Annotated in this window: 19 protein-coding genes and 1 pseudogene; 9 read left to right on the top strand and 11 right to left on the bottom strand. The window is 72.9% G+C overall.

Translation table 11 applies throughout. The annotated features are described in order from the left end of the window. Positions 1-113: 113 nt before the first annotated feature. Positions 114-2,765, bottom strand: a complete 2,652-nt coding sequence (locus ACZ4VI_RS21530; protein ID WP_468001354.1) for a YfhO family protein — start codon at positions 2,763-2,765, stop codon at positions 114-116. A 230-nt stretch (positions 2,766-2,995) separates the two neighbouring features. Here ACZ4VI_RS21530 and ACZ4VI_RS21525 point away from each other — a divergent pair. Beyond that, positions 2,996-3,651: pseudogene (locus ACZ4VI_RS21525) on the top strand (MFS transporter); the annotation flags it as partial. A 76-nt stretch (positions 3,652-3,727) separates the two neighbouring features. Here the strand turns inward: ACZ4VI_RS21525 and ACZ4VI_RS21520 are convergent. The 6 genes from ACZ4VI_RS21520 to ACZ4VI_RS21495 form a co-directional block, all read right to left on the bottom strand. Next, positions 3,728-4,417: a DUF429 domain-containing protein gene (locus ACZ4VI_RS21520; protein WP_468001352.1), complete on the bottom strand. Its 690-nt coding sequence runs from the start codon at positions 4,415-4,417 to the stop codon at positions 3,728-3,730. A gap of 1 nt (position 4,418) precedes the next feature. After that, on the bottom strand, positions 4,419-4,544 hold the full coding sequence (locus tag ACZ4VI_RS21515; protein WP_468001350.1) for a hypothetical protein: 126 nt from the start codon (positions 4,542-4,544) through the stop codon (positions 4,419-4,421). Then, positions 4,541-5,512: an oxygenase MpaB family protein gene (locus ACZ4VI_RS21510; protein ID WP_468001348.1), complete on the bottom strand. Its 972-nt coding sequence runs from the start codon at positions 5,510-5,512 to the stop codon at positions 4,541-4,543. Before ACZ4VI_RS21510 ends, ACZ4VI_RS21515 begins: the two co-directional genes overlap by 4 nt. A gap of 82 nt (positions 5,513-5,594) precedes the next feature. Beyond that, positions 5,595-6,611 carry an NAD(P)/FAD-dependent oxidoreductase gene (locus tag ACZ4VI_RS21505; RefSeq protein WP_468001346.1) on the bottom strand — a complete coding sequence of 339 codons (1,017 nt, stop codon included), beginning with the start codon at positions 6,609-6,611 and terminating at the stop codon, positions 5,595-5,597. Beyond that, positions 6,608-7,213 (bottom strand): isoprenylcysteine carboxyl methyltransferase family protein, encoded by a 606-nt coding sequence (locus ACZ4VI_RS21500; RefSeq protein WP_468001344.1) that lies wholly within the window; start codon positions 7,211-7,213, stop codon positions 6,608-6,610. The genes ACZ4VI_RS21505 and ACZ4VI_RS21500 overlap by 4 nt, the downstream gene beginning before the upstream one ends. 20 nt (positions 7,214-7,233) lie before the next feature. Beyond that, positions 7,234-8,301 (bottom strand): type III polyketide synthase, encoded by a 1,068-nt coding sequence (locus ACZ4VI_RS21495; protein ID WP_468001342.1) that lies wholly within the window; start codon positions 8,299-8,301, stop codon positions 7,234-7,236. 93 nt (positions 8,302-8,394) lie between these two features. On the opposite strand from ACZ4VI_RS21495, the gene ACZ4VI_RS21490 reads away from it, so the two are divergent. Next, a complete protein-coding gene (locus ACZ4VI_RS21490; protein WP_468001340.1) occupies positions 8,395-9,294 on the top strand; it encodes a UbiA family prenyltransferase in 900 nt (299 codons plus the stop codon). Positions 9,295-9,419: 125 nt separating this feature from the next. Here ACZ4VI_RS21490 and ACZ4VI_RS21485 read toward each other — a convergent pair whose 3' ends face one another. Next, entirely contained in the window at positions 9,420-10,154 is a 735-nt protein-coding gene (locus tag ACZ4VI_RS21485) for an IclR family transcriptional regulator (RefSeq protein ID WP_468001339.1), read from the bottom strand. A 343-nt stretch (positions 10,155-10,497) separates the two neighbouring features. On the opposite strand from ACZ4VI_RS21485, the gene ACZ4VI_RS21480 reads away from it, so the two are divergent. From ACZ4VI_RS21480 to ACZ4VI_RS21450, 7 genes are read left to right on the top strand one after another with little or no spacing between them, the layout of a single operon-like run. Continuing rightward, on the top strand, positions 10,498-11,781 hold the full coding sequence (locus ACZ4VI_RS21480; RefSeq protein WP_468001338.1) for a hypothetical protein: 1,284 nt from the start codon (positions 10,498-10,500) through the stop codon (positions 11,779-11,781). Further along, positions 11,778-12,200 (top strand): hypothetical protein, encoded by a 423-nt coding sequence (locus ACZ4VI_RS21475; protein ID WP_468001337.1) that lies wholly within the window; start codon positions 11,778-11,780, stop codon positions 12,198-12,200. The genes ACZ4VI_RS21480 and ACZ4VI_RS21475 overlap by 4 nt, the downstream gene beginning before the upstream one ends. After that, positions 12,197-12,658, top strand: a complete 462-nt coding sequence (locus ACZ4VI_RS21470) for a hypothetical protein (RefSeq protein ID WP_468001336.1) — start codon at positions 12,197-12,199, stop codon at positions 12,656-12,658. Before ACZ4VI_RS21475 ends, ACZ4VI_RS21470 begins: the two co-directional genes overlap by 4 nt. Then, positions 12,655-14,625 carry a branched-chain amino acid ABC transporter permease gene (locus tag ACZ4VI_RS21465; protein WP_468001335.1) on the top strand — a complete coding sequence of 657 codons (1,971 nt, stop codon included), beginning with the start codon at positions 12,655-12,657 and terminating at the stop codon, positions 14,623-14,625. Before ACZ4VI_RS21470 ends, ACZ4VI_RS21465 begins: the two co-directional genes overlap by 4 nt. Further along, complete coding sequence (locus ACZ4VI_RS21460; RefSeq protein ID WP_468001334.1) at positions 14,622-15,428, top strand: ABC transporter ATP-binding protein; 807 nt, start codon at positions 14,622-14,624, stop codon at positions 15,426-15,428. Before ACZ4VI_RS21465 ends, ACZ4VI_RS21460 begins: the two co-directional genes overlap by 4 nt. Beyond that, positions 15,428-16,123, top strand: a complete 696-nt coding sequence (locus ACZ4VI_RS21455; RefSeq protein ID WP_468001333.1) for an ABC transporter ATP-binding protein — start codon at positions 15,428-15,430, stop codon at positions 16,121-16,123. Before ACZ4VI_RS21460 ends, ACZ4VI_RS21455 begins: the two co-directional genes overlap by 1 nt. Before the next feature lie 11 nt (positions 16,124-16,134). Next, the gene (locus ACZ4VI_RS21450) at positions 16,135-17,586 is read left to right on the top strand and encodes an ABC transporter substrate-binding protein (protein ID WP_468001332.1); all 1,452 of its coding nucleotides are present in this window, start codon (positions 16,135-16,137) and stop codon (positions 17,584-17,586) included. 92 nt (positions 17,587-17,678) lie between these two features. Here ACZ4VI_RS21450 and ACZ4VI_RS21445 read toward each other — a convergent pair whose 3' ends face one another. The 3 genes from ACZ4VI_RS21445 to ACZ4VI_RS21435 form a co-directional block, all read right to left on the bottom strand. Next, positions 17,679-18,326 carry a thymidine kinase gene (locus ACZ4VI_RS21445; RefSeq protein WP_468001331.1) on the bottom strand — a complete coding sequence of 216 codons (648 nt, stop codon included), beginning with the start codon at positions 18,324-18,326 and terminating at the stop codon, positions 17,679-17,681. Between the two features lie 70 nt (positions 18,327-18,396). Continuing rightward, positions 18,397-19,602, bottom strand: a complete 1,206-nt coding sequence (locus tag ACZ4VI_RS21440; protein WP_468001330.1) for an alkaline phosphatase family protein — start codon at positions 19,600-19,602, stop codon at positions 18,397-18,399. Continuing rightward, the gene (locus ACZ4VI_RS21435; protein ID WP_468001328.1) at positions 19,602-20,186 is read right to left on the bottom strand and encodes a DUF5998 family protein; all 585 of its coding nucleotides are present in this window, start codon (positions 20,184-20,186) and stop codon (positions 19,602-19,604) included. The genes ACZ4VI_RS21440 and ACZ4VI_RS21435 overlap by 1 nt, the downstream gene beginning before the upstream one ends. Positions 20,187-20,220: the final 34 nt, after the last annotated feature.

The raw sequence follows: 20,220 nt of genomic DNA, 5'->3' as shown, positions 1-20,220 counted from the left end.
CGGACATCCCCACACTCAACCAGACGAACAGACGAGCAATCGATCACTGAGCGAGACAGCACACACCGTGTTCACATGGGCGAACGCCGGTCAGACGGGCAGCGTATCCACCGTCATTTCCCGTCGGACGAGCCCGACGCGGACTCCAGGTGAACTCTTGTCGCCCTGCGCGCGAACCGGTGCCGGAACCCGAGCGCGGCCAGTGCGAGGAGCGCTACGGCGCCGATCGCACCGCCGATCCGCAGCCCCGGCGGCCGGAAGGTGCAACTGATCGACGTCGTCGTGGAGTCGAGCGGAACGGCCAGGAGGCCGAGGTGGCTCTGCGCGGGGGCCGAGGGCCGGTCGCCCGCCGCGCAGCTCCAGCCGGAGATGCGCGGGGCGGCGATGACGGCGGTTCCCGAGCTGCCGACGGGGAGTTCGGCGGTGACCGTGTGGCCGGAGACGCGCACATCGGTGGCGCCGGTCTGCGTCAACTGCCGTACGGCGGTGTCCAGTCGCTCCTGGACCAGGCAGCCGACGGGCTGCTCGGGCAGGGACGGCCGGGCGGAGCCGCGCAGTTCGATCCGTACGGCGCCGGAGGCCGGGACGGTGCCGAGCGTCCGCATCGGGCCCTGCACGGACGGCAGTCCGCCGAAGAAGGAGACGGGCTTCTGGCCGGTCAGGGCCGCGGTGCCCTTGAGTTCGGGCGCCCAGAGCCATAGCCCCGAGCCCGCCGGGCAGGAGGCGGTCAGGGTGGTGACTCCGCCGGTGCCGTCGGTGCCGTCCGCGCGCGTGACGCGGTCCGGGATGTCGTACACCTTCGACCCGAGGAGCAACTCCTGGTTGGCGAAGGGGGATTCGCCGAAGCCCGTGTCGCGCGCGGGCAGCCGGACGTCCGGGCGGACCGTGACGAGCGGCGGTACGGGGGTGTCGGTGACGGTGATGTCCGCCTCGGGGAGGGTGTCCGTCGTGAGGGGCGCCGTGGGCGTGGACCGCATCCGGGTGCCGACGGAGAAGATCGCGTCGGTGACCGGGTTGTCGAGGGTGACGAGGTGGCGGCCCTTGGCCCAGAAGCCGAAGCCCAGCGCGGAGAGGGTGCGTGTGTACGTCTCCGCGGTGAGGCTGGAGTATTGCTCGGCACTCTGGCCGCCCACGAGCAGCGCGTCGTTGCCGCCCGGCAGTTCACCGGGGTCCGTGCGGTGGCGGGGCCAGGCGTCCTTCGCCGCGACCTCGCGCGCCATGTCCTCCTGCCAGGGCCCGATGCGCGGGGTCCACGCCACCTGGGTCAGCTGCTGCTCGGCGATCCTGCTGCCGGTGACCGCCGCCTCGCCCGCCTGCGCCACGAGGAGCAGGGCGACGGCGAGGGCGGGCAGGACCCGAACGCCGACGGTGTACCGCCGGACGAGCAGGACGGCCACGGCGGCGAGCGCCGCGAGGGCCAGGGCGGCGGCGAAGGCGGGGTAGGTCCAGCGGTCGACGACGAGGCTGCCCCGGGCGGCGAAGGCCAGGGCCGCGAGCACGGCCGCACCGCCGAGGAGGGCGGGCAGCGGGGGCAGTCCGCGGGCGGTGGAGAGCCAGGCCGCGATCAGCAGCAGCCCGCAGAGCACGAAGGTCTGCCGGTACGGAATGCCGTTCGGTGAAGCCCCCGCGTGCCAGAGCAGATGGGTGGGCCCCCACTGGAGCGAGAGCGCGACCAGGACGATCGCGGCCGTCCAGGCGGCGCGCGTCCGGGGCGCCACGGTGCTGTTGAAGGGCAGGCTCAGCGCGAGCGCGAGCGCCGGGGTGCCGATGAAGAGGGCGGGGCTGGCGACGCTCGCCGTGGCGGGGAGCAGCCGGGCGAACACCTCGGTCCAGGCGACGGCGGTGAAGGTCACCTCGGGCGTCGGGTCGGCGACCCGGGTGCCCAGGAAGATCACCAGGACGAGCGGGGCTGCGAGGCCGATGCCGAGGAGCACGGTCCGGGAGGCGCGCAGCAGCCCGGCCAGGCGGCGGCGGGCGGGCCCGTCGGTGGTGAGCAGACGGATCGTCAGGACGATGGCCGCGCCGAGGGTCGCCATGTACGCGGTGTAGAAGTTGGCGAACCAGGCCAGGCCGACGACGAGCGGTCCGAGGACCGGCCGGCGCCCGGTACGGGCCCACTCCCCCACCAGGCAGAGCAGCGGGAAGGCGAGCAGTCCGTCCAGCCACATCGGCACGGTGGTGCCGTAGTTGAGGGTCCAGCCGCACAGCGCGTACGCCGCGCCCAGGACGGCGGCGACCTGCCAGGGGCCGCGGCGGAGCCGCAGGAGCAGGACCGCCATGGCCGCGCCGGCGGCGGTGATCTTGGCCGCGGTGATGACGTAGAGGGCGAGCTCGATCCGGTCGGCCGGGAAGAGCACCACCAGCAGGTCGAACGGGCTGCTCAGGTAGGTGCCGTAGTCGCCGAGGAAGTTCGACCCGAAGCCGGCGCTCCAGTTGACGAACATGTCGCCGTCGGCGTCGGCCTCGCCGAGCAGGAGCCTGCGCCAGTAGGCGTGGAACGGCAGGTACTGCTGGCCGAGGTCGACCGTGCTGCGGGTCGTGGCCCCGAAGGGATACGTCCCGGCGAGGAGTCCGCCGGCACAGAGGACGAGGCAGGTCAGCAGGGCGGCCGCGGCGGCCGCCCGGAGCCGGATGCTGTGCCGCGCCCGGCCGATCAGCCGCGGCCGACCGGGTCGGTCCCCCGCCCCGTCCGCCGCGCCGGGCCGATCGCCCTCGGTGCGCGCGCCTTCGCCCTGATCGGGCACGGTCTCGGCAGCAGGGGGCACACGTCCTCCGTGGTCTGTCGCGCGCGGTGCGCGGTTGCGCGTAGGCCCGGCGTTCACGTTCACGTCACGGGCAGACGGCCATTACCGCCGAGCCGGGCGTCTCGAATCCGATCAGCAGGCGGTCTTCCGGCACACCGAGGGTGAACACGAGGTGCTACGGGCCCTGGCAGCTGCACGCGGCGGTAGTCGCGTCCCGCAATACCTCCGCTTGCACTTATCCAGCGTCTGCAACGGCTGGCTGGCTGGTGCCCGGCTACGCCCGTGGCGTCGTCTTCGGCGCCCCGCTCCTGACGGTGCTCGGCACCAGGTGTCGCGGAAGAAGATGCGCATGTTCCTCATGGGCCTGTTCATCGTCGGCAACACGCTCTCGGCACTCGCGCCCAGCTTCGGCGTGATGCTGATCGGCCGAGTCGTCGCCTCACTCGCCCACGGTGCGTTCTTCGGCATCGGTTCCGTCGTCGCCGCCGACCTGGTCGCTCCCCAGAAGAAGGCCTCCGCCATCTCGCTGATGTTCATGGGGCTGACCGTCGCCAACATCGTCGGCGTCCCGGGAGGCATCTCCATCGGCCAGGCTCTCGGCTGGCGCGTCACCTTCGTCATCGTCGCCGCGCTCGGTGTCCTCCTGCTCGGCGGAAAGTTCGCCGACTGCGCCCTGATGCCCATGCTCTTCGTGTCGCTCGGCGCGCTGTCCCTGACCCTGCCGGCCTTCACGGCCACCGCCCACAACAAGGTCCTCGCCGCGATCACGCTCACCCTGATCGGCGCGCTCGGCTTCGCCACCGTGCCCCCGCTCCAGAAGTGGGTCCTGGACCAGGCGAAGCAGGCCCCGACCCTCGCCTCGGCCGGTCACGCCTTCGCCACCTCGGCCGTCGAGGCGCTCGTCGCCGAGGCTCCCGCCGTCAGGGCGAGCTGACCGGCAGCACGTCCGGGGACAGGGCAGCCGTGCGTGCCGTGAGCGCAGGTCAGTACCAGATCGCGACCGGGCGCCCGCCCGCATCGCGCTCGGGCGGATCCGGGAGGGGGCGCGCACGGCCGAGGGCGATGCGGTGGGCAGTCCACGCGGCGGCGGCCGCGTCCAGCACATCGTCCGGCGGGGTGCGCCCCGCGTCCCCCAGGTCGTCCGGGAGGACGATTCCGGCCGCGGCGAGGAGCGAGCGCCGTGCCATCTGCCCCGCCCAGCTCTTCTTGCGGTGACGCAGCGCTTTCCCGTCCGCCAGGGCCCGGAACGACACCTCGGGGTGCACTTCGAAGAGCCGGTCGCCCCCAGGCTCCGCCAAGCAGGCGTTCGCCTCACGGAGTTTGGGCGCGAGCCCCCAGCTCTGGCGGCTCAGCCCGGCCCCGGTGAGTTCGCGGCACCGGCGCCGCGCGTCGTCGTACTCCTCCTCCTGCCACACCGCGTGCGGCGGAACCCGGAAGACGCTGCTCCTGAGCGGCCCCAGCAGGGCCGCCGCCTCCGTGTCCGCGCGACGCCACCCGGTGTCGAGGAGCCCCAGCGGCATGTCCACGGCCACGACCGCGACGCCGCCTCCCGCTGCCTCGGGCAGGAGGGAGCGCAAGGTGGTGGCGACCCGTGCCTCCGCGAAGTGGCCGTCGTGGAGCTCCACCGCCAGCCATCCGGCCGGGCACGCGTCGACGCCGAGGACGGTCACCATGTCAGCCGGCATCCTCGAAGGGCGCCGTCGAGGGGTAGCCGTACTCGCCGTAGGGGCGGACGAAACGAGCGAGTACGAGCTGCACGGCGCGGGTGGACGTCCGGGCCCTGGAACGGACGGTTCTCACCGGCACCCTCTCGCGTCGCGGGGTCGAGGACCTCTCCCACGAGCCGTGGGTGCGGTCCCTGATCCTGTCGTCGCCCCGCCGGCCGGCCTGACGCCGTCGTCCCGCGTGGGGGGCGGCGGACCGAGGGCCCATCGAATCATTCCGACCAGCGCGTGGCCGGTCATCTGCACGACAGCGCGCTCCACCCCCGTCGGGCAGGGCAGGTCGAGCGACTCGCACGCCCAGCGCGGAAGGGTCGCCACCCCGTTCGCGGCCAGGACCGCGTACGGGGCCCGGGCGATCCGGGGCAGGGGCGGGTGGCGCAGGATGAAGCGCGCGGCCTCGCGGGCCTCCTGTGTCGCGTACAGCTCGTGCCGGTACGAGGCCAGTTGGTCGGCCAGCTCGGCGCGGTCGCGCGGCGGGTCGGTCACTCCGAGCGCTTCCGCCACACGGGCGGTGTCGGCAACGTACGCGTCGCAGCCGGCGGGATCCAGCGGGTGGGCGCCGTAGCGCTGATGGGCGGTCAGGAAGCTGTCCACCTCCGCGACATGCACCCAGCCGAGCAGATGCGGATCGGAGGCGTGGTACGCCGCTCCGTCGGCGGTCACCCCGTGCACGCCTTCGTGCACCGCGCGCACCCGGTCGACGGCCCGCTGCGCATCGTCCGCCGTCCCGAACGTCGTCACCGCGAGGAACGTGCTGGTGCGGTGGACGCGCCCCCACGGGTCTCCGCGGTAGCCGGAATGGGCCGCGACGGCAGCCATGGCCAGCGGATGGAGGGACTGGAGCAGCAGGGCCCTCAGCCCGCCGACGAACATCGAGGCGTCGCCGTGCACCGTACGGATCGCGCTGTCGGGTCCGAACCAGCGCGGGCCGGGAGTGCCATGGATGCGGGCGCGGTTGTCGGGGCCCTCCGGGCCCGCGACACGGGTGAACAGTGCGCGGCCGAATCGTTCCCGGAGGTCGAACCGGGGCACGGACACGTCCATGCGACCAGTATCCGCCGAGTACCTCGGACCTCATCGGCGGCGGGGGCGTCCGGTCCCCAGGCATGCCGGGGACCGGGATCGATCACTGCAACGCGTGCACGGCCGCCGCGAACGCGAACGGCAGGCGGGCGGCCGTCGGCACGATCAGGCGCGCGGTCTCCTGCCGGCAGCCGGCCCGAAGCAGTGCCCGGGTCAGCAGCAGCCGTCGACGCGACAGGCGCCGCCAGGCCCGCTCGTAGTCCTGAGGGCGCCCCGCTCGGAGGCACCGCACCGCCGCTTCGGCCGATGCCAGCGCGAGGGCGATGCCCTCGCCGGTGAGCGCGTCGACGTAGCCGGCCGCGTCACCGACGAGCAGGACGCGGCCGGCCACTCTGCCACGCACCCGCTGCCTGAGCGGTCCGGCGCCGCGGACCGCGTTCACGGCGGTGTCCTCGCACAGGCGTGTGGCCAGCTCGGGGAACTGGTCCAGATGCGTGTCGTAGGGGCGTCGGGCCTTGCTCAGTACGGCCACGCCGACGAGGTCGTCGGCGACCGGTGTCACATACGCCTCGCCGTGCCGCGACCAGTGGACTTCGACGACGTCCGACCACGGCGGCACGGAAAAGTGGCGGCGCAGACCGTAGCGTCGGGGGCCACGCGCGGCGAGGTCGAGGCCGAGTGCGCGGCGGAGGGGCGAATGCAGGCCGTCCGCCGCGACGAGCCACCGGGCCCGCAGCCCCGCGGCGGTCACCGCCTCCGGTCCCTGGCGCACCTCCCCGACCTTGCCGGGCTCGATCCGGATGCCGAGTTCGAAGGCCCGCCGGTACAGCGCGGCGCTCAGGACGGTGCGGCGTACGCCGAGGCCGAAGCCGTCTCGGAAGGCGGCCTGTGCACGGTGCGGGCCGTCGATGTACCGGATGCCGCTGAGCGCGTGGCCGGCCGGTTCGACACCGAGGGCGCGCAGGGACCGTACGCCGCGCGGCATGATCCCCTCGCCGCACGCCTTGTCCACCGGGCCGGGGCGGGGCTCGATCACCACAACCTCCATGCCGTTCGACGCGGCGTGGATCGCCGTGGCCAGGCCGGCCGGGCCGCCGCCCGCCACGAGGAGGTCGATCACCCGAGCCCGCCGGGGACGGAGGCCTGCGCCGGGCGCGTGGCGTCCGCCGCGCCGGTCCCGTACGGCACGACCGGGCCGTCCGCGCCGGCCGCACCGCCCGCGGCGACGAGCGCCGCGTCCTCACAGCGGATGCGCACGGTGAGCAGCGCGGCGTTGAGCAGCGTGAACAGAACGGCGGTCAGCCATGCCCCGTGGATCAGCGGCAGCGCCGCGCCTTCGGCCACCACCGCCACGTAGTTCGGGTGGCGCAGCCATCGGTAGGGGCCGCGGGCCACCAGCGGCAGCCCGGGTACGACCAGCACCCGGGTGTTCCAGCATGGCCCCAGTGTCCGCACACACCACCAGCGCAGGGCTTGGGCCGCGACGACCACGCCCACCATGGTCCAGCCGAGGCCGGGGTGGAACGTCCGCCGCATCGTCGCCACCTCGGCCAGGCAGCCGAGCAGAAGGCCCGTGTGCAGCACCACCATCACCGGGTAGTGCCGCCGTCCGTACTCGACCGCGCCGCGCGCCAGGCTCCAGCGCGTGTGCCGACGGGCGACCACGAGTTCGGCCACGCGCTCGGCGCCGATCGCGAGTACCAGAAGGACATACGCGTTCACGTCTCTCGGTCCCTCCCTTCCTACCAGCGCAACAGGACGAGTTCGGTGCAGAAGCCCGGGCCCATGGCGAGCATCAGGCCGGGGGTTCCGGCGGGCGGCGGGCTGCCTCCCGTCAGGGTGTCGCGCAGGACGTGCAGCACGGAGGCCGAGGACAGGTTGCCGACGTCCGTGAGGGAGCGCCTGCTGACGTCGAGGACGTGATCGGGCAGGTCGAGTGCCTCCGCGACCGCGTCGAGGACCTTGGGGCCACCCGGGTGGCTGACCCAGGCCGTCACATCCTTGCGGGTGAGGCCATGGTCGGCCAGGAAGGCGTCGACGTCGTCGCCGAGGTTCTTGCGCACCACGTCGGGAACGGCGGGATCCAGGACGACACGGAAGCCCGAACCGGTGATGTCCCAGCCCAGCAGCCGCTCGGTGTCCGGGTAGAGCCGGCTGCGGCTGGCCACCACCGTCGGGCCGCTCGCCGCCCCCGCCCCCTGCCTTCGGGTCCCGCAGGCGACGACGGCAGCGGCCCCGTCCCCGAAGAGCGCGGTCGCGATCAGGTTGGCGGGGGAGGTGTCGTCCCGCTGGAAGGTCAGTGAGCACAGCTCGACGGAGAGGAGCACGGCGACGTGCTCCGGCCACCCCTGGAGGTAGTCGTGGAGCCGGGCGACACCGGCCGCGCCCGCGACGCAGCCGAGACCGAAGAGAGGCAGCCGTCGGACGTCCGGCCGCAGCCCGAGCCGTCCGACGAGCCGGGCGTCCACCGACGGCGCGGCGATGCCGGTCACGGAGGTGAACAGCAGGAGATCGACGTCCCGGGCGGACAGGCCGGCCTCGGTGAGCGCCCCGGAGACGGCTTCGGCGCCGAGGTCCACGGCGTGGATGAGGAAGGCGTCGTTGACCGCACCGAAGTCCCTCAGTTCGCCGTATCGGTCGAGGGGCAGCGCGGTGTGGCGTGAGCGGACCCGCGTGCCGCGGTGGAGGCGGTCGAGAGCACGCCGGTCGGCGTCGGCGGTCAGGCAGTGACCGGCCACCATGTCGGTGATCTCCCGCTGGGAGTGGCGATGTGCTGCCAGGACTCCATGGACTGCTGCGATCCGGGTCATCAGACTCCCTGGTGCGGACGACGTGCACCCATATGTGCCCCACGCCCCGTGGTCGTACCACGTCATCGCCCGCCCGGCGCCTACGATCGGCGGGTGGACGCCACGAACCGGCCCACCGCCGAGATCGGGCCCGCCGCTGTCACGCCCGCAGGCGGTGGGGCCGTACGCTCCGAGAACCTCCTCACCGGCCTGGTGAGGGCCTGTCACCCGGGCCCGACGGCGGCCGTCACCCTTCTGATGACGGCGCTGGCCGTCTCGGCGGGGCACGGCGGGCGCGGCTCTGTGCTGGTCGGCGCGGCGGTGTTGGCCGGCCAGCTGTCGGTGGGGTGGTGCAACGACGCGGTCGACGCCCGGCGCGACCGCGCGGCGGACCGGTACGACAAGCCGGTCGTGTCCGGGGCGATCGGCGCCGGGGCCGTACGGGCCGCGGCTGTCGCTGCCCTGGTGGCGAGTGTCCCGCTGTCCCTGGCCGGTGGTCTCTTCGCAGGGAGTGTCCACCTGGTCGGCGTCGGCGGCGCGTGGGCGTACAACCTGGGGATGAAGGCGACGCGGCTGTCCTGGCTGCCGTACGCCGTGGGGTTCGCGGCGCTTCCCGCCTTCGTGGTGCTGAGCCTGCCGGGCAGGGCCGTGCCGGCTTGGTGGGTCGTCACGGCCGGCGCGCTGTTGGGCGTCGGCGCACACCTGGGCAATGTGCTGCCGGACATCGAGTCCGACCTGAGAGCGGGGGTACGAGGGTGGCCCCAGCGACTCGGTCCGGCGCGGACCCGACTGCTGATGCCGGTCCCCCTGGTCATGGCGTCCGTGGTGCTCGTCCTCGGAGGGCCGGGGCCACAGGACTTCGCCTCGTCGGCCGTGTTGGCGGTGGCCGTGCCGGCGGCGCTGGTGAGTGCGGTCCTCGGCCGCCGCCGTGTCCGACTGCCGTTCATCGCCTCGATTCTGGTCGCCGCCATGGATGTGGCGCTGCTGGTGGGGCGTGGCGGCCTGCTCGCCTGACGGCGGCGCTCGGGCCCCGCACAAGCGGATCCCTTGCCCGCTGACCCCGCTCCTCCACCACACCCAGCACCTGCCGGTCACGACGCGCCGGCCACCGACCCGGCCGCTCCCGGTGGGGACGCCGCCTACGGCCGTCCCCGCCTGGTGGAGAGGGTGGAGGACAACGCCTGGCCTGCCTCACGGGCGACTTCCAGGATGACCGGCGCCAGCTGTGCCAGGTCCATCGCCTGGGAGTCGCCGCTGAGCGAGAGCGCGGCGCCGGCCCAGCCGCGTGCCCGCAGCGGAGCCGCGACACAGGAGATCCCCGTCAGCGATTCCTGATGGTCCGCGGCCACACCGTGCCTGCGGCGAACCTGTGCCAGTTCGTTGTGCAGCCCTGCGACGGTGCGGATCGAGCGCGGTGTACGGACCGGCAGCCGGGTGCCGTACATGGCGTCGATGTGGTGCGGATCGAGCGTCGCGAGCAGCGTCTTGCCCACCGCCGTCGTGTGCGCGGGCAGGCGGCTGCCCAGCCGGGTGGGCAGGTTGGCGGCGAACCGTCCGCCGACCTTGTCGAGGAAGACCACCTCGCGCCCGTCCAGTACGGCGAGATGGCCGACGAACCCCGATCGCCTGCACAGCTCGTGCAGGAGCGGTCCGACGACGTCCCGTATCTCGCTGTGGCCGGCGGCGAGCCCGCCCAGCTCCAGCGTGCGCATGCCGAGGCGATAGCCCCCCGCGGAGTGAGCGAGCCAGCGAAGCCGGATCATCTGGTCGAGGATGCGATGGAGCGTGGAGCGCGGCAGGCCGGTGCGCTCGGTCAGCTCCAGCAGGGACAGCTTGGGTGTGCCGGAATCGAACGCGTCGAGGATGAGTGTCATGCGCTCGATCATGGTGTTCGGAGCCGGTGCCGGGGACCGGAGTTGGGGTTGGGGCTGGGGCTGGGGCCTGACAGGAGAGCGCCCCACATACATGTCGGCTGTCACCGGGACCGTCACCTTCCACCTCCGCTTGGTGGTTGACGCTGAGTTGCCTGGCTAGTCGGTATCGCACGTGGGCTGAAACAGGAAGAGCCAGAACGGTTCGACGGTGGCGAAGGCGGCGTCCGTCGCCGTGTCCCGCTGAGTGGGAGTGACGTGATCGTCAGCCGGGATCAGGTCCTCTCGCTCGTGCGACGTTCGGGAGAGTCGTGGCGGTGACGCCGTCGACCCGTGGAGGACGTTCATGCCTGTGACAGCGACCTCTTCCCCGCCCTCGCGCCGCCGCGCGCTCGCCGGGACGGGGGCGGTCGTGCTGCTGGTGTGCCTTCCGGCAGCGGCCACCGCCGCCGAGCCGGGCGCGGAGGACGGCTGCCCGGTGACGGCGACCGCGCAAGGCGTCCAGGTGATGGTGAGCGCCAGCGACAACGCGGCGTTGCAGGCGCCGTCGGGCGCGGGGCTGCCGGTCGCGCAGGCCTGCGTCGACCACCGGGTCGAGGAATCGTCCGGGTTCGCCGCAAGCCCGTACCCGGGCGAGACCGTCGTCTCGGCGCCCGCCCTCATCGGCAGCCAGACCGGGCAGCAGATCCCTGGCTATCCGGCGTACGCGGCCTCCCGCTACCCCTCCCCCCAGAACGCCGAGAACGCACAGCAGGGCCACACCCTCAGCTCGCGGAGCGAGAAGAACTCCACCCGCGCCCAGGCGCGTACGCGCCTGGGGGACGACACCGCATCGGCCGAGACCACCGCGCTCGCGAACGCGGCCGTCGATCCGGTACGACGGGTGAGCACGGCGTCGGCCACGGCCGACACCCAGCCGCTGGTCCTGGGCGGGTTGCTGCGGCTGGGCCAGGTGCACAGCGTCGCGACCGCGACGGTCGGGGCGGACGGCAAGCTCGTACGTGCCTCACAGCTGAGCGTCGGCCGCACCGAAGTGGCCGGCCAGGCCGTGGAGATCACCGAGGACGGTGTGCGGGCCGTCGACCGGACGGGGCCGCTTCCGCAGGGCGATCCGGCCAAGGTGCTGGAGGCCGCGGGCGTACGGGTGAGGTATCTGCGGCCGGAACAGACCGAGCGGGGCGTCAGGTCCGCCGGCGTGGAGGTCCTCGTACGGCAGCAGGACACACAGTCGGGGGCCGTCTACACCGTCCACTACACCTTCGGCCGCGCGTTCGCCGCGGCCGCCCCGGTCGAGCGACCGCCCGGCGGCGGGGACGTACCGCCCGTCGAGGTGCCGCCACCCCCTGCCGCGGGCGACGGCGGTGCCGGCGGCGACCCGGCGGCTCCCGTGGAGCCGCCGCAGGACGGGGCCGGGGCCGAGGAGCCCCCGGCCTCGGGTGAACAGGCGCCGCCGCCCGGCGATCCGGCCGTTGCCCCGCCCGGGGACCCTTCGCGCGTCGGACTGGCAGGCAACCCGGTCGACATGGGGATGCCGGGTCTCTATCTCGTCGTCGCGTTCGGCGCCGCGGCCACCTTCGCCTTCGGAACTCTGCTGCGCCTGTTGGGAGTGAGGACTCGATGGACATCATGACCCGGGCACGGAGCCAGTGGGACCGGCTGACCGCGGCGGCGACCGCCGTCGCCGGTGCCGTGGTGCTCGTCATCGGCTGGCGCGGGGTGAGCGGGACAGCGTACGTGGCCGAACAGGTGCCGTACGTCATCAGCGCGGGGATCGGCGGACTGTTCCTGCTCGGGGCCTCGACCGCCCTGTGGCTCTCGGCCGACCTGCGCGACGAGTGGCGCAAGCTCGACCGCATCGAGCGGGCGATCAGGGCCACCTCCAGTGAACCCGGTGCGGTCGTGGACGGCGCGGCCCAGGACGGCCGCGACCGCACCGTCGGCCACGACCGCACCGACCGCACCGACGGCACCGACGGCACCGACGGCACCGACCGGAGCAACCGCAGCGACCGCACCGTCGTGCTTCCGCCGGTCGGGGGCACGTCATGACCGGAGCGGGAAGGCCCGCGGAACCGTGGCGGGACCGCGACGCCCTGACGGTCTGCGGCACCACCCTGGCCGGGCTCGCCCTGCTCGTGACCGCATGGTTCGGCGCCGGCGGGACGGCATCGGTGGCGCGGCAGACCGCGTGGCTCAACCTCGCGGTGGCGGGTTTCGCGGTCTCGGCCATCGGGCAGTGCCTGTGGCTGCTGCGGGCCCGGCGCGCGGTCGGGGAGCGCCGTATCGGGCTGATCTCCATGGAGCCGGGCGAGCGGCGGGAGGACGCGTACGAGACCACTTCTTCGTACGAGACGACGCCGGTCCGCCGCGTCGCCGGCGAGCGGCCGCTGGTGCGGGCGGCGGGCATGGTCAGGCTCCACCACCCCGAGTGCCCGCTGCTGGGCGGCAAGGACGTGACCGGGGCCGCCCCCGGGGACGGCGAGATGTGCGGGGTGTGTGCCGCGTGAACGAATGGCTGCCGTTCGTCGTCATCGGGATCACCACCGGTTCGGTCTACGGCCTCGCGGCGATGGGTCTGGTCCTCACCTACAAGACGTCCGGCATCTTCAACTTCGCCCACGGGGCGATCGCCGCACTGGCCGCGTACGCCTACTACGAACTGCGGGTCGTGCGCGGGCTGCCCTGGCCGGTGGCCCTGGCCATCGCCGTGGTCGTGGTGCCGCCCTGCGTCGCGCTGGTCATGGAGCGTGTCACCCGGATCCTGGCGGGCGCGAATCCCACCACGAAGATCGTCGCCACCGTCGGTCTCCAACTGGCCGTCACCATGGCCCTCGTCGCCCACTACGGCGGCGCCGGGCTCGACTTCCCCGGCTTCCTGCCCACCGACACCATCGAGCTGATCGGCGTCAACGTCGGCGTCGACCAGCTCGTCTCGGCGATCGTGGCCGCGCTGGGCGCCGTCGGGTTCTTCGTCTTCTTCCGGGTCTCCTCGATGGGCGTGAAGATGCGGGCCGTCGTGGACGATCCCGCGCTGCTCGAGCTGGCCGGCACCAGCGCCTTCGCGGTGCGCAGCCGGGCGTGGCTGATCGGATGCTGGTTCGCCGCGGTCTCCGGCGTACTGCTCGCCCCGCAGATCGGACTGGACGCCCTGCTGCTCACCCTGCTGGTGGTGCAGGCGTACGGGGCCGCGGCGGTCGGGCTGTTCTCCAGCCTTCCGCTGACGTATGCCGGCGGGCTGCTCGTCGGGGTGCTGGCTGCCGTGGCCACCAAGGCGGTGTCCGGCTCCCAGGTCCTGTCCGGGCTGCCGCCGGCGCTGCCGTTCCTGGTGCTCTTCGCCGTTCTGCTGCTTGCGGGCCGGGGCAAGCTGGTCGAGGTCGGCGGGCACGGCTCGTCCTCGTCGCCTTCGCGGCCGCTGGTGAGCGGGGCCGTCGCGCGGGCGCTGGCGGTCGGCGCGGTCGTCGCGGCGGCGGTGGTCCCGTTCGTGGTCGGCGCCAAGCTGCCGGTCTACTCGATGGCCTTGGTGTTCGTGCTGGTCTTCTCGTCCCTCCATCTCCTTGTCCGGACCTCAGGCCAGGTCTCCCTCGCCCACGCCGCGCTCGTCGCCGTGGGCGCGTCGTCCTTCTCGCACCTCGCGGTCGGGGTCGGGCTGCCCTGGCTGGTCGCCGTGCTGCTCGCGGGCGCGATCGCGGTGCCCGTCGGCGTGCTCGTGGCCATTCCCGCGATCCGGCTGTCGGGGCTGTATCTGGCCCTCGCCACCCTGGGGCTCGGCATTCTGCTCGAACGGGTCGTCTACGGCTCCGAGTTGATGTTCGGCGCGACGAGTACGCTGCCCGCCACGCGCCCCGCCCTGTTCGCGGGCGACACCGCCTTCTACTACGTACTGCTGGCCTTCGCCCTCGCCGCGTCGCTGCTGATCGCGGCCATCGGACGGAGCAGACTGGGGCGGCTGCTGCGCGCCCTGTCCGACTCGCCGACCACGCTGTCGACCCTCGGGCTCGGGGTGAACGTCACCCGCGTCACCGTCTTCGCCGTCTCGGCGTTCATCGCCGGAGTCGCGGGTGCCCTCCACGCCTCCCAGGGACAGGCCGCGACCGGGGTGCCGTTCGTGTCGTACGCCTCGCTGACCTGGCTGGCCCTTCTGGTGCTCTGCACCGGGCTGCGCGCGGCCGCGCCGGTGGCCGCGGCGGCGCAGTTGGCGATCGTCCCCGCCTACGTCACCGACGCGACGGTCGTCGCCTGGCTCCCGGTCGCCTTCGGCGTGGGCGCGCTTCTGGTGGCCCTGCGTGAGGCCGGTGCGACCGGACGCCGAGGAGCGGGAGTCGCCGAACCGACGGCGCGGCGCGCCGCCGAGCGGCTCGGCACGGCCGGTCCTGCCGCACACCGGCTGCGGACGGCCACGGCGAGGACCGTGCGCCGCGGCGAGCCCGCGCGCGTACGGCTCGGCACCGGTCTGACGAAGGAGGTGTCGCGGTGAGCGTCGGCGATCAGGGAAGTACCGCAGTGAGCGGCGCCGACGACACAGGCCTGTGCGTCGAAGGGCTGACGATCCGGTTCGGCGGGAACACGGCCGTGAACGCCGTGTCCTTCGAAGCACCGCTCGGCCGGATCACCGGGCTCATCGGCCCCAACGGGGCGGGCAAGACCACCACGTTCAACGCCTGCTCCGGACTGCTGCGGCCCTCGGCAGGCACGATCCGTCTCCTCGGCCAGGACATCACCGGCCGCCCGCCGTCCGCACGCGCACAGCTCGGCCTCGGCCGGACCTTCCAGAAGATGGACCTGTTCGACTCGCTGACGGTGGAGCAGAACATCGCCATCGGCCTGGAAGCGCGCCTCGCGCGCAGCCATCCCCTCAGACAGCTGTGGTGCCCTCCCACCGAGCGGAAAGCGGTCCGCACCGCCACCGAGGACGTACTCGAACTGTGCCGGCTCGGGGACCTGCGCCATGAGCCGGCGGCCGCGCTGTCGACCGGGCAACGCCGATTGGTCGACCTCGGCCGGGTGCTGGCGGGCGGCTTCGAGCTGCTGCTGCTCGACGAGCCGTCGTCCGGTCTGGACACCGCGGAGACGGAACGGTTCGGCGCGATCGTGGCGCGGGTCGTGGCCGAACGCGGGTGCGGCGTACTGCTGGTGGAGCATGACATGGCGCTGGTGATGTCCGTCTGCGAGCACCTCTTCGTCCTGGACTTCGGCGAGCTGATCTTCGCCGGCACCCCGGCCGAGGTACGGGCCAGTGAGACCGTGCGCGCCGCCTACCTGGGATCGGAGGCGGCATAGTGCTTGAACTCCAGGGCATCAGCGCCGGATACGGCGGTACGCCCGTACTGCGCGACGTGTCGCTGTGGGTGCCGCCCCGCTCGGTGGTCGCGCTCCTCGGCCCCAACGGCGTGGGCAAGACCACGCTGCTGCGGGTCGCCTCCGGCCTCCTGCCTCCCAGCTCCGGACGGATCCGGCTGGACGGCCGGGACCTGACCGGAAAGCCCCCGCACACCCTGGCCCGGCACGGGGTCTGCCATGTGCCCGAGGGCCGCGGGGTGTTCCCCAACCTGACGGTACGGGACAACATCCTCGTCCAGGCCGGGGGCGCTGGCGTGGACGAGGCGGTCGAGAAAGCCGTCGAGGCGTTTCCCGTCCTGGGGCGCAAACTCCGCCAGACGGCCGGTTCGCTGAGCGGCGGTCAGCAGCAGATGCTGGCGCTGGCCCGCGCCTATGTCACCGACCCCGCCTATGTCCTGCTCGACGAGGTGTCGATGGGCCTGGCGCCTGTGGTGGTGGACGAGATCTTCAGTTTTCTCGGCGAGCTGGCCGCATCAGGATGCGCGCTGCTGCTCGTCGAGCAGTACGTGACCCGGGCACTCGAACTGGCCGACTACGTCTACCTCATGAACCGGGGCAGGACCGAGTTCGCCGGGGAACCCGGTGAACTCGACGCGTCCCGGCTCATGGAGCAGTACCTGGGCGCACACACGTGAGCGGAGGAACCGTGACCCCACCTCGAACCCGTGGCGCGCTGGCGGCCATGGCGGTGCTGAGCCTCGTGCTCGCCGCCTGCGGAACCCGGCTCGACCACGACACCATCGTCCGGGCCGGCTCCGGCTCCGGTGCGGGCGGCGGCGGCCAGGGCGAAAGCGGAGCCGGGTCCGCCGCGGGCGGGATCCTGCCGGGTACGGACGGGACCGGCGAGGGGCAGGCAGGCCAGGGAACGGCGGGCGCCGGCGCCGGCCCGACGGACGGCGCGGGAGGCACATCGGCCCAGGGCGGCGGGGGAGGGAGTGGCGGGCCCGGCGGGAGCGGCGCTTCGGGCGGGGGCGGCGCTTCAGGCGGGGGCGGCGGCGGGGGCCGCGGCGGTGGGCCCATCGTCATCGGCAGCGTCGGTACCCTCTCGGGCCCCGGAGGTGTCGCCTTCGCGCAGGGGCCGCGCGCCTTGCAGGCATGGGCGGCGGCCACCAACGCCGCGGGCGGCATCAACGGCCGCACGGTGAAAGTGATCGTCATGGACGACGGGGCCGATGCCGCGAAGGGCCGCAGCCAGGTACAGGAACTGGTCGAGCGGCACAAGGTGGTCGCCATCGTCGCCGCGATGACCACCACCCACACCCTCGCCGCCTGGAAGGGCTACGTCGAGCAGAAGAAGGTTCCCGTCATCGGCGGCGACTGCTCGACCACCGCGTGGACGAACAGCCCGGTCCTGTTCAGTCAGTGCCCTTCCTCGAACTCCCAGATGGACGGGCTGGCGAAGGTGGGCGCCACGTACGGGAAGGGCAAGAAGCTGGGCGGCCTCTTCTGCACCGAGAGCGACGCCTGCGGGCATGCCGAGAGCCGCATGTTCGGCAGCGGCGGGGCGGCCCAGCGGTTCGGCCTCAGCCCGGTCTACCGCGCGAAGATCACACTCACCCAGCCCGACTACACCGCCGAGTGCCTCCAGGCACGCAACGCGGGCGTGGAGCTGATGCTGGTCACCGGCGACCCGAACACCGTGGCCAGGGTCGCCTCATCCTGCCGCCGGCAGAACTTCAGCCCCCAGTTCCTCCAGCCGTCGGCCACGGTCGGGGCCGACACCGCCGGCAAGCCCGGTCTGTCGGACGTGCTGGCTTCGATGTCCGTCTTCCCCTTCAAGGGCGTCCGGTCGGCGTCCTTCCAGCAGTTCGACTCCGCGTGGAAGAAGTACGCCGGGAACGCGCCGGGACCGGCCGCCGCACAGGGGTGGGCGTCGGCGAAAGTGTTCGAGAAGGCGGCGCGCGGCGCGGGCGACATCAGCAGGGACGGGCTGATCAAAGAGCTGTACACCTTCCGAGGGGAGCGATTCGGCGGCCTGACCGTCCCCTTGACGTACGTCGCCGGGAGGGGCACCGCCGACACGCGCTGCGCCTTCTTCATGCGGGGGTCGGGCGGCGGATGGACGGCACCCCAGGGCGCCCGGACGGTGTGCTGGTGAGCCGGGGCCCGCAGCTGTGGACGCAGCCTGCGGCCCCGGAGCACACACACGCCAGCGCTGGAGCCAGGAGCAAGGTCTCTTGCGTCGGGGACTCAGCCGGAGGTGACCGGCAGCACGTCCGGGGACAGGGCAGCCGCGTGAGCCGTCGCCGCCGTCATCCGGCGGCGGTGGTGGCGCCGGCACAGCACCTCGTAGCCGATCTCGTCACCCGCGTTCACATCACCCACCACGACCTGCGCACCCTCGACGACCATCGCGCCGCCGACGGTGCGCGCGTTGTGCGTCGCCCGGGCCCCGCACCAGCACAGCGCCTCGACCTGAAGCACCTCGACGCGGTCGGCGAGCTCCACGAGCCGCTGGGAGCCGGGGAACAGCTTGGAGCGGAAGTCGGTGGTGATGCCGAAGGCGAAGACGTCGAGTTCGAGGTCGTCCACCACCCGGGCGAGCTGGTCGATCTGCTCGGGCGAGAGAAACTGCGCCTCGTCCGCGATGACGTAGTCGCAGCGGCCGCCCTTGGAGAGATGGCCGACGAGGTACGCGTAGAAGTCGAAGCCCTCGGCCGCCTCCACGGCGTCCGTGACCAGACCGAGGCGCGAGGAGAGCTTGCCCTCCCCCGCGCGGTCGTCCCGCGTGAAGATCATGCCCTGGAGCCCGCGGGTGGACCGGTTGTGTTCGATCTGAAGAGCGAGGGTGCTCTTTCCGCAGTCCATCGTTCCGGAGAAGAACACCAGCTCGGGCATGGGAGGTCGGGGACCTTTCAGGTCGTGGGTGAGTGAACGGACGTACGGACGCGGGAGTACGGGTAGGGCGTCAGGAACGGGATTCGAGGAGCGGCACCAGCTGCTCCGCGGGCGTCATCGATCCGTGCATGCCGACCATCGCCGACTCGTGGGGCTCGTTGACGGAGGCGGTGATGACGACGTCGTCGTGGGCAGCGGCGACGACGTCGCCGATCCTGCCGTACACGCGCTCGTCGACCCCGTCGCCGAACCAGCCGAGCGCGATGGCCTCGTCCCGGCTCGCCACCCAGAACTGCTCACCGAGCACTTCCCGCCAGCACGTGAGGACATCGGCCTCGGCCCCCGGCACGGCGTAGACATGGCGGGCCCGCCCCTCGCCGCCGAGGAGGGCGACACCGGCGCGCAGCTCCCAGTCCTCGTCGAAGTCGATCCGGTGCTGCTCGTCGAAGGGGACGTCGACCATGCCGTGGTCGGCCGTGACGTACAGCGCCGAGCGGGGCGGCAGCTGCTCGGCGAGGCGCTGCGCGAGCCGGTCGACGAACATCAGCTGGCCGCGCCAGGCGTCGGAGTCGACACCGAAGCGGTGTCCGGCCCCGTCGAGCTCGCTGTAGTACGTGTAGACCAGCGAGCGGTCACCGGCGGCGAGCTGCTCGGCGGCGAAGTCCATCCGCTCCTCGCCGGAGAGCCTGCCGTGAAACGTTCCGCCGCTCAGCGCGATCTTGGTGAGCGGGGTGTCCTGGAAGATCGGCGAGGAGACCTGGGCGGTGTGGATGCCGGCCTCGTGGGCGAGCTGGAAGACGGTGGGGTACGGCTGCCAGACCTGCGGCGGGGTCCACGGCTTCCAGCGGAGCTGGTTCATCAGCTCGCCGGTCTCGGGGTTGCGGACGGTGTAGCCGGGGAGGCCGTGCCCGCCGGGGAAGAGTCCGGTGCCCACCGAGGCGAGCGAGGTCGCGGTGGTGGCCGGGAAGCCGGCCGTGATCGGACGTCCCGTGCCGCCGCGCGAGGAGGAGAGGAGTGAGGTGAGGTACGGGGCCTCGTCCGGGTGGGCCTTGATCTGCTCCCAGCCGAGGCCGTCGATCAGGAAGACGCAGTTCCGGTCGGCGGGGGTGAGCTCGGCGATCCGGGCGTCGAACCCGGGGGCGCCCTGTCCGGCGACGAGCGTCGGGAGGAGGTCGGCCAGCGACCCGGTGCCGTACGCGGGAACGGGTGCGGTGGCGGGGTCGAGCAGATCCGGTTCGTCCGGCCAGCCGGAGGCGACGGTGGTGGGCTGGACCATCAGCGGGTCGCCGCGGTGGCTTCGGAGAGCGACTGGGCGAAGGCGAGGGTCTGGCGCACGGTGTCCGGTCCGTCACCGGCGTCGCTGACGCGCAGGCTGAGGTCGTCGGCGGTGGCGTTGCCGGTGTAGCCGTGATCGGCGTCGCAGTTGGGGTCGCCGCAGGCGGCGGGCTCCAGGTCGATCCGCGAGACGGCCCCCCAGCCGATCGTGAGGACGACCTCACGGGGCAGGGTGCCGGGGGTGTACGACTCCGGGTTGGCGACGACCCGGCTGACGACGACGGAGGAGATCCGGTCGAGCTTGACCGACTCGGTGGAGGTCGTCGCGTACGGCGTCGGGGAGCTGTTGTCGGCGGTCTGCTCGTCGGTGTGGCTGACGATGAAACGGTTGGCCGTCAGGACGAGGACCGTGACATGGCGCCGGACCTCGTTGGAGTCGAACGTGGTCTCCTGGTGGACCAGGTACGACGCGATCGGCTCACCACCGACGGCGGCTTCCACCGCCTCGGCCACGAGGGCCGGGTAGTAGCCGCTGCGCTCGATCGCCGCGCGCAGCCCCTGGGTCGTCGTACCGGTCTTCGCCATGGACTCCATCCTAATCCGTCGCAAGGGGCACTTC

Source organism: Streptomyces sp. NPDC029169, assembly GCF_055563935.1.
This window is presented reverse-complemented; position numbering and strand designations above follow the sequence as displayed.

What these genes read in the sequence shown, in the direction of transcription:
- ACZ4VI_RS21520 (WP_468001352.1), bottom strand. Translation starts at nt 4,417, where the DNA reads ATGGTGACCGTCCTCGGCGTCGACGCGTGCCCGGCCGGATGGCTGGCG.
- ACZ4VI_RS21435 (WP_468001328.1), bottom strand. Translation starts at nt 20,186, where the DNA reads ATGGCGAAGACCGGTACGACGACCCAGGGGCTGCGCGCGGCGATCGAG.
- ACZ4VI_RS21445 (WP_468001331.1), bottom strand. Translation starts at nt 18,326, where the DNA reads ATGCCCGAGCTGGTGTTCTTCTCCGGAACGATGGACTGCGGAAAGAGC.
- ACZ4VI_RS21510 (WP_468001348.1), bottom strand. Translation starts at nt 5,512, where the DNA reads ATGGACGTGTCCGTGCCCCGGTTCGACCTCCGGGAACGATTCGGCCGC.
- ACZ4VI_RS21440 (WP_468001330.1), bottom strand. Translation starts at nt 19,602, where the DNA reads ATGGTCCAGCCCACCACCGTCGCCTCCGGCTGGCCGGACGAACCGGAT.
- ACZ4VI_RS21470 (WP_468001336.1), top strand. Translation starts at nt 12,197, where the DNA reads ATGACCGGAGCGGGAAGGCCCGCGGAACCGTGGCGGGACCGCGACGCC.
- ACZ4VI_RS21475 (WP_468001337.1), top strand. Translation starts at nt 11,778, where the DNA reads ATGACCCGGGCACGGAGCCAGTGGGACCGGCTGACCGCGGCGGCGACC.
- ACZ4VI_RS21495 (WP_468001342.1), bottom strand. Translation starts at nt 8,301, where the DNA reads ATGACCCGGATCGCAGCAGTCCATGGAGTCCTGGCAGCACATCGCCAC.
- ACZ4VI_RS21480 (WP_468001338.1), top strand. Translation starts at nt 10,498, where the DNA reads ATGCCTGTGACAGCGACCTCTTCCCCGCCCTCGCGCCGCCGCGCGCTC.
- ACZ4VI_RS21485 (WP_468001339.1), bottom strand. Translation starts at nt 10,154, where the DNA reads ATGACACTCATCCTCGACGCGTTCGATTCCGGCACACCCAAGCTGTCC.